Annotated in this window: 16 protein-coding genes; 8 read left to right on the plus strand and 8 right to left on the minus strand. The window is 43.4% G+C overall.

All coding sequences use genetic code 11. The features are described 5' to 3' along the window. Positions 1–267 precede the first annotated feature (267 nt). The 6 genes from M2470_RS07385 to M2470_RS07410 all read left to right on the plus strand — a co-directional run bounded on the left by M2470_RS07385 (position 268) and on the right by M2470_RS07410 (position 5,757). A complete protein-coding gene (locus M2470_RS07385; protein ID WP_280744458.1) occupies positions 268–1,569 on the plus strand; it encodes a phenylacetate--CoA ligase in 1,302 nt (433 codons plus the stop codon). Positions 1,570–1,587: 18 nt separating this feature from the next. Beyond that, on the plus strand, positions 1,588–2,013 hold the full coding sequence (locus M2470_RS07390) for an ACT domain-containing protein (RefSeq protein ID WP_280744398.1): 426 nt from the start codon (positions 1,588–1,590) through the stop codon (positions 2,011–2,013). Between the two features lie 2 nt (positions 2,014–2,015). Continuing rightward, positions 2,016–2,159 carry a symporter small accessory protein gene (locus tag M2470_RS07395; protein WP_280744399.1) on the plus strand — a complete coding sequence of 48 codons (144 nt, stop codon included), beginning with the start codon at positions 2,016–2,018 and terminating at the stop codon, positions 2,157–2,159. After that, positions 2,156–3,715, plus strand: coding sequence for a sodium:solute symporter family protein (locus M2470_RS07400; RefSeq protein ID WP_280744400.1), 1,560 nt, complete (start codon positions 2,156–2,158; stop codon positions 3,713–3,715). Before M2470_RS07395 ends, M2470_RS07400 begins: the two co-directional genes overlap by 4 nt. Positions 3,716–4,227: 512 nt before the next feature. Continuing rightward, positions 4,228–4,785 (plus strand): LemA family protein, encoded by a 558-nt coding sequence (locus tag M2470_RS07405; protein WP_280744401.1) that lies wholly within the window; start codon positions 4,228–4,230, stop codon positions 4,783–4,785. 3 nt (positions 4,786–4,788) lie between these two features. Continuing rightward, positions 4,789–5,757: a M48 family metallopeptidase gene (locus tag M2470_RS07410; RefSeq protein ID WP_280744402.1), complete on the plus strand. Its 969-nt coding sequence runs from the start codon at positions 4,789–4,791 to the stop codon at positions 5,755–5,757. A 3-nt stretch (positions 5,758–5,760) separates the two neighbouring features. Here the strand turns inward: M2470_RS07410 and M2470_RS07415 are convergent, their stop codons facing one another. Then, a complete protein-coding gene (locus tag M2470_RS07415; RefSeq protein ID WP_280744403.1) occupies positions 5,761–6,546 on the minus strand; it encodes a DUF6599 family protein in 786 nt (261 codons plus the stop codon). 17 nt (positions 6,547–6,563) lie between these two features. Continuing rightward, positions 6,564–7,718, minus strand: coding sequence for a DUF362 domain-containing protein (locus M2470_RS07420; protein ID WP_280744404.1), 1,155 nt, complete (start codon positions 7,716–7,718; stop codon positions 6,564–6,566). Positions 7,719–7,922: 204 nt separating this feature from the next. Between M2470_RS07420 and M2470_RS07425 the strand changes: the two genes are divergently transcribed. Together M2470_RS07425 and M2470_RS07430 are read left to right on the plus strand one after the other, a co-directional pair. After that, complete coding sequence (locus M2470_RS07425; RefSeq protein WP_280744405.1) at positions 7,923–9,983, plus strand: DNA topoisomerase 3; 2,061 nt, start codon at positions 7,923–7,925, stop codon at positions 9,981–9,983. 81 nt (positions 9,984–10,064) lie between these two features. Continuing rightward, positions 10,065–10,619 carry a hypothetical protein gene (locus tag M2470_RS07430; protein ID WP_280744406.1) on the plus strand — a complete coding sequence of 185 codons (555 nt, stop codon included), beginning with the start codon at positions 10,065–10,067 and terminating at the stop codon, positions 10,617–10,619. A gap of 188 nt (positions 10,620–10,807) precedes the next feature. Here the strand turns inward: M2470_RS07430 and M2470_RS07435 are convergent, their stop codons facing one another. From M2470_RS07435 to M2470_RS07460, 6 genes are read right to left on the minus strand one after another with little or no spacing between them, the layout of a single operon-like run. Beyond that, entirely contained in the window at positions 10,808–11,659 is an 852-nt protein-coding gene (locus M2470_RS07435; protein WP_280744407.1) for an SDR family NAD(P)-dependent oxidoreductase, read from the minus strand. Then, entirely contained in the window at positions 11,659–12,882 is a 1,224-nt protein-coding gene (locus M2470_RS07440; protein WP_280744408.1) for an NADH:flavin oxidoreductase, read from the minus strand. Before M2470_RS07440 ends, M2470_RS07435 begins: the two co-directional genes overlap by 1 nt. A gap of 10 nt (positions 12,883–12,892) precedes the next feature. After that, on the minus strand, positions 12,893–13,654 hold the full coding sequence (locus tag M2470_RS07445) for a DUF1295 domain-containing protein (RefSeq protein WP_280744409.1): 762 nt from the start codon (positions 13,652–13,654) through the stop codon (positions 12,893–12,895). Beyond that, positions 13,651–14,343, minus strand: coding sequence for a response regulator transcription factor (locus tag M2470_RS07450; protein WP_280744410.1), 693 nt, complete (start codon positions 14,341–14,343; stop codon positions 13,651–13,653). Before M2470_RS07450 ends, M2470_RS07445 begins: the two co-directional genes overlap by 4 nt. Positions 14,344–14,365: 22 nt before the next feature. Beyond that, positions 14,366–14,941: an STM3941 family protein gene (locus M2470_RS07455; protein ID WP_280744411.1), complete on the minus strand. Its 576-nt coding sequence runs from the start codon at positions 14,939–14,941 to the stop codon at positions 14,366–14,368. Further along, positions 14,922–15,215, minus strand: coding sequence for a PG0541 family transporter-associated protein (locus M2470_RS07460; protein WP_280744412.1), 294 nt, complete (start codon positions 15,213–15,215; stop codon positions 14,922–14,924). Before M2470_RS07460 ends, M2470_RS07455 begins: the two co-directional genes overlap by 20 nt. Between the last annotated feature and the right edge of the window lie 54 nt (positions 15,216–15,269).

Raw genomic sequence — 15,269 nt, forward strand, 5'->3', positions numbered from 1 at the left:
TGACAGACAGATCATTAGGAGTTCCACTTATTTTTATTGGATGGAACTTAAAGTTTCACTTAGGCTGATCTTCAAGGATCAGCCCAATGATCTTTAAGTGTTACCGCAGTGATCTTTTAAGATCACTCGGGTGAAACTTTTAGTTTCATTACTAAATAAAGAGTGAAACTTGCAATAAATTTGTCAGCAAATAAGGGTGAAATACAAAATAAAAGATACCTTTGTAGCCTAATTCATAGATGTAAACATGCAATAATTCAAAAAATGATGACGTATTGGCAAGAAGAGATTGAGACTTTAAATCGAAAAAAGCTGGAAGAACTACAAGTTGAACGATTGAGAAGTACAGTAAAGCAAGCAGCAAACTCTCCTTTTTACAAAACAGTTTTCAAGGAAAATGGCATTACTCCCGAGGGTATTCAATCGCTGGAAGACCTGCGGAAGATACCTTTTACTACCAAAAATGATCTTCGCAATAATTACCCTTACGGTATGATATCCATACCTTTGAAAGAATGCGTAAGACTTCATTCATCCAGCGGAACGACGGGTAACCCTACTGTTGTATTACATTCGAAGAAAGACCTCGACGAATGGGCCAATCAAGTGGCACGTTGCATGTATATGGTAGGTTTGCGGGATACCGATATATTCCAGAACACCTCCGGGTACGGCATGTTTACCGGGGGACTGGGCTTTCAATATGGGGCCGAAAGACTGGGCGCTCTAACCGTTCCGGCAGCGGCTGGGAATACCAAACGGCAGATCAAATTTATTTGTGATTTCGGCACTACCTGCCTCCACATCATCCCCAGCTATGCTACCCGCCTGGCAGAGGTTATGTATGAAATAGGCACCGACCCACGCAAAGATACCAAATTACACACCATATGTATAGGAGCCGAGCCTCACTCTGAAGAGCAACGTAAGCGTATCGAGCAGTTGCTGGGAGTTAAGGCATACAACTGCTTCGGTATGTCGGAAATGAATGGTCCCGGCGTAGCCTTTGAATGTACGGAGCAGAACGGTCTGCATATATGGGAAGATTACGTAATTGTAGAAATAATTGATCCGGAGACTTTACAGCCTGTTCCGGAGGGCGAAGTAGGCGAATTGGTGCTGACAACAATCAACCGCGAAGCTATGCCTCTACTCCGCTATCGCACGCGCGACCTGACACGGATTATTCCAGGGGACTGTCCTTGCGGACGGACGCACAAACGCATTGCCCGCTTCCAGGGACGTAGCGATGATATGATTATCCTTAAGGGGGTTAACCTCTTCCCGATACAGATAGAAACCATCCTTATGCAGTTTAATGAGCTGGGTAGCAACTATCTGATCACCTTGGAAACCGTAGGAAACAGCGACGAAATGCTTATTGAAGTAGAACTAAGCGACCTCTTTACCGATGATTACGGGGTTCTGCAACGGCTGGCAAAAGACATCACCCGCCAGTTAAGAGACGAGTTACTGCTCACCCCGCGTATCAAACTGGTAGCCAAAGGCTCCCTCCCCGTCCAGGAAGGCAAAGCCGTACGCGTAAAAGACTTGAGAAAACTAATATAATAATTAACCATCCAGCATATGACAGTTCATCAGATTTCTATTTTCCTGGAAAATAAATATGGGAAATTGAGCCAGATATTGGCAGCACTGGCAGAAGAGAATATACGTATCATTGCTGCTACCATCGCTGATACATCAGAGTTTGGTATTATGCGTATGATCGTAAGCGATCCGCAAAAAGCCCACCAGATACTGAAAGAGAACAATGTGAGTGTAAACCTGACTGACGTACTGGCTATTGTAGCCAAGTCTACAGCCGGAAATTTTGCCGAAACATTAGCTCATTTCACCAATGCCGGGATTAGTATAGAATACATGTACTGCTTCTCTATCAACGGAAAAGCAATACTGATCCTCAGAACAAACAACAGGGAAGCCGCGCGCGAAGTAATCCGCCGCCAAAACCTGGAATATTTATGTGAAAGTGACCTTGTAAAAATTTAAGTATGTTTGGAATAGACGACCCGGGTATCTGGATGGCATATTTGCTGTCTTTTTGCTGTGTAGCCTTTGCTATTTGGTTTGGAATCACGCGTTGGAACAAGGAAGACAACGATAGTACTAACAACAATAAAGAGCCGGAAGCATGAGTACTCTTTCACTAGGGGTTATTGTTATAATCTACATGTTTGCCATTGCCTGGCTAGGCTACCTGGGGTATAAACGTACAAAAGATGCCAGCGATTATCTGTTGGGAGGCAGCAAGGCAAACCCCATTATTATGGCACTTTCGTATGGAGCCACGTTTATATCAGCTTCGGCAATCGTTGGTTTCGGAGGATTCTCTGCCACCTTTGGTATGGGTATCCAATGGCTATGTATGCTTAATATGCTGATGGGGGTAATTGTAGCGTTTATCTTCTTTGGGCGCAGAACCCGTAAGTTGGGAGCCGAACACGGAGCGCGTACTTTCGCCCAACTATTAGGACTGCATTATAAATCACGTGCTATTCAGGTATTTATAGCCGCAATTATCTTTATAGGGATGCCGCTATACGCCGCCGTCGTGATGAAAGGGGGAGCTGTATTTATCGAGCAGATATTCCGCATAAACCTTGATTTGGCCTTACTTATATTCACGCTTATTGTAGCTGCCTATGTGATAACGGGAGGTATAAAAGGGGTTATGTATACCGATGCCATGCAGGCTGTAATCATGTTTGTATGTATGCTTTTCCTTTTGTTCTGGTTCTACCACAGCATGGGAATGGGCTTTACGGAAGCCAACCGCGAACTGAGCAACATAGCACACCTCGTCCCCGAACGCTTTAAAGAACTGGGACATCAGGGATGGACAGCTATGCCCGTTACAGGCTCTCCTCAATGGTATACACTGGTTACTTCTCTTGTACTGGGAGTAGGTATCGGATGCTTGGCTCAGCCTCAGCTGGTGGTTCGCTTTATGACAGTTGAAAGCACCAAACAGCTCAATCGTGGAGTGATGATCGGATGTTTATTTATCTTTGTAACAGTAGGCTCTATCTATCATATAGGTCCCTTATCCAACTTATTCTTCCTGAAAACAGAAGGGATTGTAGCCTCCGAAGCTATCAAGGATATGGACAAGATTATCCCGCTATTTATAGACAAGGCAATGCCCGACTGGTTTGGAGCTGTGTTTATGCTCTGTATCCTTTCGGCCAGTATGTCTACACTTAGCGCTCAGTTCCACACGATGGGTGGCGCTTTCGGATCAGACGTATTCCCCAAGTTGGGAAGAAAAAAGAACCCCAATTCTACAATCGGTGTGCGCTTTGGCGTATTATGCTCCATACTGCTCAGCTACATAATATGCTATACCCTTAGTGATAGCATTATAGCAAGGGGAACAGCTTTGTTTATGGGTGTATGTGCCGCTACTTTCCTGCCGGCTTATTTTTCGGTACTCTACTGGAAAAAGGCTACTCGCCAGGGAGCATTAGCCAGTCTGTGGGTAGGAGCGCTGGCGAGCTTGTTTGCCATGACATTCCTACACAAAGCTGAGGCTGCCCCTATCGGGGTATGCAAAGCCCTGTTCGGGAAAGACGTCTTGATCGATGTATACCCCTGGTTTGCTATAGATCCGATCCTTTTTGCGCTTCCGCTATCGATTCTTGCAATTATAATCGTAAGCTTAAGCACTCAGAAGACATTGATAGACAGATAGTTTGAACTTTATTAGCTTTTGTTATGTGTTTTACAACATTCTTTAGCATTTAAATTATTGACAGGTATAAAAAAAGCCATATATTTGCATTGTGGTTTTTTCATAATAGTATTAGATTTAAGGTTAACAAAGTTGGTTAGGGGATGTCGCGATGACATCCTTTAATTTTTTATATCACCCCTGCTCTATAAAAAAGAAACAATATTCCATAATAAGGCATTTATTTTGCACATTAATTGCAAGAATTATCCAAATAGACAATAAATACAACAATATTGTCAACAATATATTAAATATAATGTTATATATTTGCAACACTAGTCATACTAGTTTTAAAAGGAAATATAAAGAGTAAGTAAACAAAAAGAAAATTTTAGTTAGGGTTTTTCACATGAAGGCTGTTCCATAGACTACGGAGCAGCCTTCCTTTGTTTTTTAATACTTTACAAATTTGTCAATAAAACAAAGAAACTTATCTTTGAGGAAAATATTCATTTAAAACCAAGAAAACAATGACATTACTTATCGTCTTAGGAGTAATAGTACTAATCGTTATTCTATTCGCCTCTGTATACAATTCGCTTGTAAAATTAAGAAACAACCGTGAAAATGCTTTTGCGGATATTGACGTACAACTTAAACAACGTCATGACCTGATCCCTCAGTTAGTAGAAACGGTAAAAGGATATGCTGCACACGAAAAAGACACATTGGAAAGACTCGTCAATGCACGTAGCGGAGCCGTCAATGCCAGAACCATCGATGAGAAAATAATGGCTGAAAACGCACTTTCCTCAGCACTTTCAGGACTTAAGGTTACTGTTGAAGCCTACCCTGACCTGAAAGCAAACCAAAACTTCCTGCAACTACAAGAAGAGATCTCCGATCTGGAAAACAAACTATCAGCTGCCAGACGCTACTTCAACTCGGCAACAAAAGAGCTTAATAATGCCGTTCAGACATTCCCATCCAATATCATCGCCGGAATGTTCGGTTTTCATAAAGAAATGATGTTTGATCTGGGAGAACAAAGAGCCAAACTGGAAGAAGCGCCTAAAATACAGTTTTAATACATGAAATACATTGGAATTGAAACGCAAAAGAGCAGGAATAATTTCCGTTCCCTGCTCTTATTATTTCTATTTCCCTGTCTGGTAGTAGGACTGGTATTTCTTTTTTGTTTCCTGTTAGTCAGGTTCGTCGGTCATAACCATCCCGATGTCAACATTATAGACATGACGATAGAGATGTTTATACAACTCGCCCCTTTTGCTTTGGGAGGAGTACTCATCTGGTTTCTGATTGCTTACTTTGCCAACACAAGTATCATCAAGACTGCCACCAGTGCACGTACGTTGGAGCGAAAAAAAAATAAACGCATCTACAATCTAGTAGAGAACCTGTGCATCAGCCAAGGTATGAAAATGCCGAAAATCAATATAATAAATGATAATTCTTTAAACGCTTTTGCCAGTGGGATCAACGATAAGACCTACACTGTCACACTAACCAAAGGCATCATAGAGAAGCTGGATGATGAAGAGCTGGAAGGAGTAATTGCTCATGAACTATCTCATATACAGAATCGCGACGTCAGAGTGTTAATCGTATCAATCGTTTTTGTGGGTATTTTTTCTATGCTCACCCAGTTCTGCCTACGCTTACTGCGTACTATGTCTTATTCTTCACGAAGCAAAAACGATAAAAAAGGAGGTATTCTCATCATTCTGTTTATAACAATAGTTACAGCTGCTATCGGCTATCTATTTTCAACCTTAATGCGTTTTGCCATTTCTCGTAACAGGGAATACCTGGCGGATGCAGGAGCTGCCCAGATGACAAGAAAACCCGACGCATTGGCAAGCGCCCTACGTAAAATTTCCGGAGATCCGAATGTAGAAGCCATTACACGTGAAGATGTAGCCCAACTGTTCATTGAGCATCCCGGCAAACAAGCCAAAGGTTTTTTAAGCAGTCTAAGCGGACTTTTCGCTACTCATCCGCCTATTGAAAAACGTATCCAGGTGTTGGAACAATTCTGAAACTTAAAAGCCGAATCCCCCAAAGTCTTCTTCCGAATCGTCTCCCTCACCGCCTGACAGATAGATATAATCGTTTCCAACCTCCAATACCGATGATGCAGGTATTCGCTCTTTTATCCGTTCGACATCCTGCCGATCCGAGAAATAAACCAAGGCTCGATAGTCTTTCGACGGCTTTTGAGATACAAACCAGACTCCGGTATAAGATAGACCTTCCACTAACTTGGAAAATGAAAAGCTAGCGGCAGAGACAGACAAAGGCCCTTTCAGGTATTTCAGCCTGCCTGAATAGGGAGACTCCAGCTTCAGTAAAGAGGGAATCTGCGGATTATATTCATTACCTAATGGAACATACATCCTAATAAGCTCGTCAACCCGCTCCATAGCTGCCCGGGAGCCGGATGGAAAAACAACAGAAATGTATTTATTAGCGGAAACAGCCTGAAGCTGATAGGGCGATAAGCAGTCGATACAATCTAGCGTATCTGCTCGCTGACACCTGAATGTATGAAGAGAATAGATCCCGAAAGCCTCCTCGGGAGAAGGCATTTCGTAAATCTCAATCGTATATTCCTCTCCTTCATACACAAGATCTCTCGTCACCAATTGTTGCACCCCATACTCCAAAAACTGATCAGCTCCCCCATTCATAAAGCCATAAAGACCTGCTCCTGCAAAAGTTCGCTCACGCTTTAGCTCCACCTGCTGGGCGGAGCAATTGAAAATTGAAAATTGAAAATTGAAAATTAGTATCAATCCGAAAATTAATATCTGGTTTATACGTCTCATTTTCATCGTTTTCAGTCTTATACTTTCAATTCCGTAAGGTCTATCTTGCTGCGATCTGCTACGCCTAATTGCAGTTCTTCGGCCAGTTCCATGAAGCGGCGGCCGGCGAGTTTTTCTTCGGCTTGTACGCCTTCTGCGATGCGCTTGGCAAGGACGATATCGTAGCAGATGCGGTCTACGGCTACAGGGTCGGTTCCGGCCAAAACGGTTTTATACTGACAGATAAACTGCGGATTGGCTGCCGGGCCTCCATCAAAACAGCCTAATATACCGTCTACGATGTTGAGTACCACCTTATCACGCAAGGGTGGGAAAGCACATACGTACGCGCAAGTCTCGTGCCATAAATCTTTGTGCAAACGTCCGGTATTTGTAATGGATCCGTATGCCAGATTCTTCATACACACAGTAATAGATGTTCCGGCGTTCTTCAGGATAGGGACGTTGATTATCTTGGTTACCTTCTCGGTACATATCTTGGTAAAATAAGAGTACTTCCCGCTGTTTACCATATAAGGCAGGGTGTAGGCATCGTAATCTTCCTCTACTTCGGCATAGAAGAACTGTTCTTTTTCGATCCAGTCTTCGCTGTAGAAACGCCCTTCGCTGTTGATATAGCTCTTGTTCTCATCATAACACTCGGTAGACATGAACTGGATACCCGGATAGTTGGCTTCTGTAAAATCGGCATCATCCAACCCTTCTTCCCGTCTGTCCCATATAATCAGCTTGCTACGAGAAATACCAGCCTCTTCAAGCTGTTTAACAATGGATTGAGTGATAGCATGCGAAGTAGACAACAGCTTTCCACCTATCGGGTTCACCTTGATACCGATCACATCTTCCGGACCGACAAATTGCAACCAGGCTTTCTTCAGATCTGTTTCACCCGTCAGATTCAGCATGCACGACTTAACCATCTCATAAGCTGCCTTTTCGGAAGGTTTCCCATCAACAATACAATCCGGAGAATCCGCCTTCACCACCTTACCCGGATACTTCCCGGGCATCGAGTTGGCATTTCTGGGAATAGCCATTGCATCCGCTATATTAGTAGCCGGTTTCACTCTATCCTGTGAAACTAAAGGAGCCGGAGCAGCTTTTATAACCGGAGAAAGCACAGCACCTGCACCTCCTATAGCCAATGAACGGAAAAATTTACGCCTTTGCATGATATCTATTTATTAAGTTAACATATTAGCAAAATACAAATATAAAAAAATCACGTGATATATGTCACGCGATCAAACTACATATGTAAAACGATCGAAACACAATTGTAAATCGATCGCGTGACATATGTGGCGCGATTCTTTTTTCATTTTTATGTTTAAGGGTTTTGTCGTACTTTTGTAAGTGTATTAAGGAATACGTGAATGAAGGTTTGCATTGCTGAAAAGCCCAGTGTGGCGCGTGAAATAGCTGAAATACTCGGGGCAACGAAGAAGATGAACGGGTATATCGAGGGCAACGGGTATCAGGTTACCTGGACGTTCGGCCATCTCTGTACCTTAAAAGAGCCGCACGAATATGCTGCGGAATGGAAGCGATGGAGCCTTTCTTCCCTGCCAATGATTCCTCTGCGTTTCGGTATCAAACTGATTGACAATCCCACATACGAGCAGCAGTTTAAGGTTATTGAAGGACTAATGCAGAATGCCGAAGTGGTGATAAACTGCGGGGATGCCGGGCAGGAAGGAGAGCTGATTCAGCGATGGGTCATGCAAAAAGCAGGGTGCAAGTGCCCGGTATACCGTCTCTGGATATCTTCACTTACGGAAGAGGCTATCCGTGAGGGTTTTCAGAAACTGAAAGACGAAAAAGAATTTTCCAAATTATACGAGGCCGGACTCTCCCGCGCCATTGGCGACTGGCTATTGGGGATGAATGCCACTCGGCTCTACACCTTGCGCTACGGGCAAAACAGGCAGGTATTGTCTATCGGACGGGTGCAAACCCCTACCCTCGCCCTGATCGTCAACCGACAGGCAGAGATAGATAACTTTAAACCAGAGCCTTATTGGGAGTTGAAAACAGTTTACAGAAACACGACCTTTTCGGCTACCAAAGGTAAATTCACCTCCAAAGAAGAGGGAGAGAACTTCCTGGAGATCGTTAAGCAAGAAGACTTTACCGTAACTGACGTATCGGAAAAGAAAGGAAAGGAATATGCCCCCCGCTTGTTCGACCTTACCTCTCTGCAGGTGGAGTGCAACAAGAAATTCGCCTTTTCGGCAGACGACACCCTGAAACTGATACAAGCCCTGTATGAAAAGAAGGTAACTACCTATCCCCGTGTAGATACCACCTATCTGAGCGATGATATGTACCCAAAAGTGCCCAACATACTGAAGGGTCTCACACACTATACCGAACTGACAACTCCCCTGCTCGGTGCCAAGATACCGAAGAGCAAGAAGGTGTTTGACAATTCCAAGGTTACAGACCACCATGCCATCATACCGACAGGCGTTCCGGCCAACAATCTGACGGACACCGAACGGAAGGTGTACGACCTGGTTACCCGCCGCTTCATTGCAGCCTTCTATCCGGATTGCGATATCTCTACAACTACCGTTCTGGGGAAAGTAGGCAAGGTAGAGTTTAAAGTAACCGGAAAACAAATCCTGAAACCGGGATGGCGTGTCGTCTTCGGAGCAGAACAAAAAGACCCGGATGCCGAACCAACCGAAGAAGAAGGGGTACTGCCCGCCTTTGAGAAAGGGGAAAGCGGCCCACACGAACCGAACCTGGGAGAGAAGTGGACACAGCCTCCCAAACCCTACACCGAAGCAACCCTACTACGGGCTATGGAAACAGCCGGAAAGCTGGTAGACAATGACGAACTGCGCGACGCTCTGAAAGAGAACGGCATAGGCCGCCCCTCTACCCGTGCAGCTATTATCGAAACCCTCTTTAAGCGTAACTATATCCGCAAGGAAAAGAAGAACCTCTTCCCCACCCAGACCGGCAAGGAGCTGATCGGTACAATCCACGAAGAGCTATTAAAAAGCGCCGAGCTAACCGGACTTTGGGAAAAGAAATTACGCCAAATCGAAAAAGGCACATACGAAGCCCGCACCTTCCTGGAAGAGCTAAAAAGCATGGTGAGCCAGATAGTAATCAACGTATTATCCGACCAAACGAACCGCACCATCACCATAGAAGAAGCCATTAAAGAAAAAACAGAAACAAAAAAAGAGAACAAAGCACCCAAAGAGCGGAAACCCCGCAAACCACGTGAAAAGAAAGCATCTGCCGCTCCTTTAAAACCCATCTGCCCCATCTGCAAAAAAGGAGACATCCTACGCGGCAAAACAGCCTATGGCTGCTCCGAATACAAAAACGGCTGCACCTTCCGCCTCGACTACGCCACCTACGGCGAAGGCCTCACCGACGAAGAACTTATCATCGTAATCATGAACCTGGGGAAATAAACCAAACCCCTATTTTTATCCGATAAAATAGTTATTTTTGTATAGAACATCACAATGGGCTTACAAGCTAATTTTACGACTATGCAAGATTTTGATTCCCTTCGGTTTACTGTTCCGCCTGAGCTGCGGAAAAAGCGCTTGAAGCAAGTGCAGCAGACCTCTATATTTCTGCGTTTTATCGAGGAAAACACGTATGAGGAACAGAAGTTGTTATTTGCCGAAATTGATAACATCCTGGATAACGGGATGCCTCTTATCGAGTATCTTGAAACAGGCTTTAAAGAAACCAAAATAACCCGTACGGATTACCGGAAGATTGCCACGCTATGCTTTGTGGAAACACTGATGGAGTTTGTGGAGGAGAATCGTGAGAGAACGAAGGATTTGCAGCGAAGTGATGATTATAAACAAGCCTATGAAGCGGCTTTACGGGGAATTACCCATTATGTACATGGAGTGATAGATGAGTTTCCACGAGAAACTGTACGTTGCCTGTTTTTGCTGACAGATGAAGACATTGATCCACACCGGCAAGGAGTCACCATGGCTCAACTGGTATTGCACAGCTTTACATTCTGCAAAACAGATGAGCAGAAAACCGAAATTGAACAGTTAATAAGAGACTGTATGCTGTAAAATAAAAGCCCGGAGTTTGCGTTTTTAGAACATGGTCTTACCTCTTTAAAATGTATAGTGTATGTTTCTGAAACGGATGAATAAAGGGAAATCGCTGCGGATTGTGAACTTGCTTGGCTTGTCGGCCATATTTGCTTGTCTGTTATTATCTTTTGCTTACTCCTGTTAAGTCCTTAAAACGGAATAATTTATAAGGAGAATCCCAACGAACGGAGAAGGGTTTCTGTGTCTTGCCAGAGCTTTGTTTGTGCGGGATGTTCGGTGAAGCGTTTGGAGAGTTTTCGTTCTTTACTGTTGGCATAGCAGCAAGCGCTTTTGCCTCTGGCTTCTTCCGACAATGCCAGATGGATGGCAGTAGCTGCGCCTTGTGCCGGGGTCTTGATGAAAGGACGAAACAAATAGTCGGTCAGGGGGTCGAACCAGGCATCCATCCGGATCATATTGGTATCTACAATCCCCGGGTCTGAGGCATTAACAGTAATACCTTTCTCTTTTACTCTTTGAGCTAATTCCCTTGTAAACAACAAAAGAGCCAGCTTGGTATTGGAATAAACGGAGATACGGTTAAAACGTCCGTCTTTCCCCTTTTCAAAGAAATGATCCTGTATCCGGCCTATCATATAGGTGCATGATACCGTATTGACGATACGGCTGCCGGACTCCATCAAAGGCAACAACAAGCGTGTAAGCAGATAGGGTGCAACATAGTTGACGGAAACAATCGTCTCTAAGCCTTCTTCCGATCTACGATTAGAGGTGGTAAGCACCCCGGCATTGTTGATAAATAGTGATAGTGTGCGCTTCTCTTGTAAAAGCGTCTGGGCAAAGGTTGAAACAGAAGTCAGGGAAGCCAGGTTTATCCCCCTCACCTCTATTTGTTTGTTGTGGGTGTCTTCTTTGATCTGCTCACAAATCTGTCGGGCAGATTCTACATTCCGGCAAGCCATGATTACCTGATATCCGGCCTTGGCTACAGCGGTAGTAATAATGCGCCCCATACCTCCATCAGCACCAGTTATGACAGCCAGTTTAGCGTCCATTATTTGTATTCGTATTTTTCAATTTCCCGGACGATGCGTTTGGGTAGATCTTCCATTTTCTTATGGCAAGCCATTTCTAAGGAATACATCCGCGCAATGCAGTAATTGCTATGCCCGCAATCGCAGCGAGCATCTCCTTCCTGCTTCATGCGATTCACAAAATCCGGTTCATTCAACAGGGCACGCGCCATGCTGACAAACTCAAAACCATGTCCTAATACTTCATCTATCTTTTCCCTTGACACAAGCCCTCCTACATAAACAAGCGGAAGCGTTAAGGCTTTTCTGAACTGTAAAGCATCTTCCAGGAAATAAGCCTCTTTGAAGGGAACAGTAGGAATCACCCACTTCCCAAAATATCGGACAAAGGGAGGAAGCCATCCGAAGGGCATATAGTATGACATCGTAGAAACAGGCATCGCCCCCCGCATCACATACATAGGAGCGCGACTCACAAAGCCTCCGCTCAGTATCAAGGCATGCGCCCCACATTCATCCTGCAAAACACGTCCTACTTCCAAGGTTTCATAAATTCCCATCCCGCTTTTGAAGCCATCCCGCATATTCATTTTCACCAATACAGCCATGTCGGAACCGGCAGCTTTCATTACCTCATCCATACACATCCGCATAAAGCGCATCCTGTTTTGGAGGCTACCTCCATATTCATCTTTTCGATGGTTGGTATAGGGAGAGAGAAACTGGCTGATCAAGTAACCATGTCCCGCATGTATCTCTACAGCATCCATACCAGCTTCACGAGCCATATGTACCGATTGTCCGTAAGCCTTTGCCATAGCTGAAAGTTCGGAAGCTTTCATACCTCGCACAAAGGTGGGTGAATAGAGGTTAAAGCCCGAAGAAGCAGAGATAGGCATGCATCCGCAAATACTTTTGTGTGACATATTTCCGCAATGTCCCATCTGTATAGAGGCGGCTGCCCCTTCTTTATGGATAGCATCTGTTATTCGCTTCAGGCCGGGGATAATCTCAGGACGCAACCATAACTGACGCTCAAAAGACAATCCGCTTTGGGTTACAGCTGCATAAGCTATCGTAGTCATACCAATGCCACCTGCAGCTACAGAAGTATGATAATCATACAACATATCAGAAGGTGCATTACCCGGGCACATACTCTCAAATGCTGCCGCCCGTATGGTGCGGTTTCGGATTGTTAAAGGGCCAATCTTGCCCGGCGAGAATAAAACAGAAGTTTCCATAGCTACAAATCTAATAAATAAATGGAATTACCCGCTTGCGAGCACCCAATTCATTACCAAATTCGGCTTTGTAACGTTTATAAATCGTATTAGCCCGAGGCACCAGATTAGCGATTGTCCACCAGGCAAAAACAGCTCCGCTCAGGCTCCAGGTAAGGATTGCAAAGCCAATCCATTCTATTATTTCCCCGAAATAATTAGCAGATGTAACATAATCAAACATTCCTCCTTTCGGCAGATAATGTGCCGTATCACCCGGCTTTCTTAAGTGCCGTATGATATGATCGGATTGCCAGTTGATAAACATGCCGGCAAAAAACAAAACGCTACCCATGATAAAGGGAATACTGGTTAGCCAGCCTGCAGTGTACATCGTATCCGGTGCCAGATGGAAGATCCATGTACCCTGCATATAACCGTTCAGGATATTGAACACAATCCCCATACACATGATGCTGACCGGCATTTTGCTCTTCCCTTTAATCAATAATGGGAAGATAAAAGCCCGCTGAAGATAATGTAATTCAAAAAACAGAAAAAAAACAAAAGGAGCCACATCAAACCTTCTGTCTGACTGGCTCCACAAATACAACATAATAAAAAAGACAGAGGCTTCCATACATACCCAGGCAATCCTGTTTGGTATGGCTAATCCCCATTTTTTATCAAACAACATACCATAACCTGCTTCCACAAAGTACAGAGTAATGAATACGATTAACGCTATTACACTCATTACACCTAAAAAGATATAAAAATACTCTAGTGTCATATATTTGTCAATAATTTGTATCCCTTCCCGTGTACATTCACAAGAGAAACAGATTCATCATTTTTCAGCAATTTACGAAGTTTGGCAATATAAACATCCATACTCCGGGCATTATATAATGAATTGTTCTTCCAGACATTCCGTAAAACACTCTCCCTTTCTACCAGAACATTCATGTGTTCACATAAATACCTGAGCAAATCAGACTCCTTTGTTGTTATCTTTATTGTAGTATCGCCTATCACAAGTGTTTGCTTGTGCGTATCAAAAGTGTATTTACCAATACGATACACCGGATTTTCCCGCAGGTTAAAACCATAGGCTCGCCTTAAGATGGCAAGAACACGCATATATAACTCTTCCAGGATAAATGGCTTACGTACAAAATCATCAGCCCCTATTTCATAGGCTTTCGTGAGCGTTTCAAGAGAAGGATTAGACCCTAGAAAAATCAGAACAACATCTTTTTCAAGGTCTTTAATTCTTCTTGCTAAAGAAAAGCCTTCATCCGGTACATCCTCAAGGCTAATAAGGCAGATTGCTTGCCGTTCCTTGCTGAAGGATGCGTATGTTTCAGCATAATCCGAAAAGGTACTGGCAGGAACATTTCCCAAATCCATGAATTCCTGTAGCATAGTACCTACCACTTCGTTCTTTTCAAAAAGAAGAATCCTTGTTTGCTCTCTCATTCGTTCTTATTTTGATTTATACTTACACAGGATGCATATCTTTATAGTGATTGTACTTTACGTACACTGCATCTTTTAGCTGATCAAATGTACAATTCAACGCCCTGTTGGAAAAACAGATCGGAGACCCGTAGTACTGAAGCTTCAGCTCCAAAGAACGTCGTTTGCTTAAAGAGATTTCCCGTTGAATATAATCTATAGGATTATGAACTTTCAATACAATATACTTTCTATTGGGGTTTCCTAACTCATCCATAATCTTAACACTTTCAACATCTTGCCAAAGAACACTTCCGTAATTATTCCCGGTAGAGATATCATTTATCCCTTCGTCCGAAATATAAATACCTGTAAAATTCTCCTTCTTCAGCCGGATCAAGCTAGCTACACAAAATATCGCATATATACAAGAAACGATTACAAGGCATAACAATATGAATTTCCCGGCTCCATACTTCAATAAACTAAATAAGTAAAGTTCCAGACTACCAAACACAACTGCCAACAATGCTCCTAAATACAATAGTCGAGTTTTCTTCTTTTTAAGAGTAAATGTAATAACGCTTGGGATCATGAAGTTATATTGTTTGTTCAACATTCCATACAAAAGCACGTAAACCTTGTGCTTCTGTTTGCTTGTCCAATTTATTCAGTAAATCCAAGAAGTTACTAACTTGTCTATCTTCCACAATAGCGAGTATAGCAGAATTCAATGTAGGCCAGGCATGGCTTCCGTAATGAGGTTCTCCGGTTTTGCTTCCACGTCCGTGTACTTCATCCCAATATGTAAATCCCCTTATGTTGTTCCGATCCATTATAGCAATGATCATCTCATAATATGCCTGATTGAATGATATAAATACAGCTTTCATATATATTTAACGATTAATTATTAACGATTAACTATTAACAGCAAACGGTTAACG

Origin of the sequence: Parabacteroides sp. PH5-46, from assembly GCF_029892785.1 — a bacterium.
Classification (GTDB): Bacteria; Bacteroidota; Bacteroidia; order Bacteroidales; family Tannerellaceae; genus DFXE01.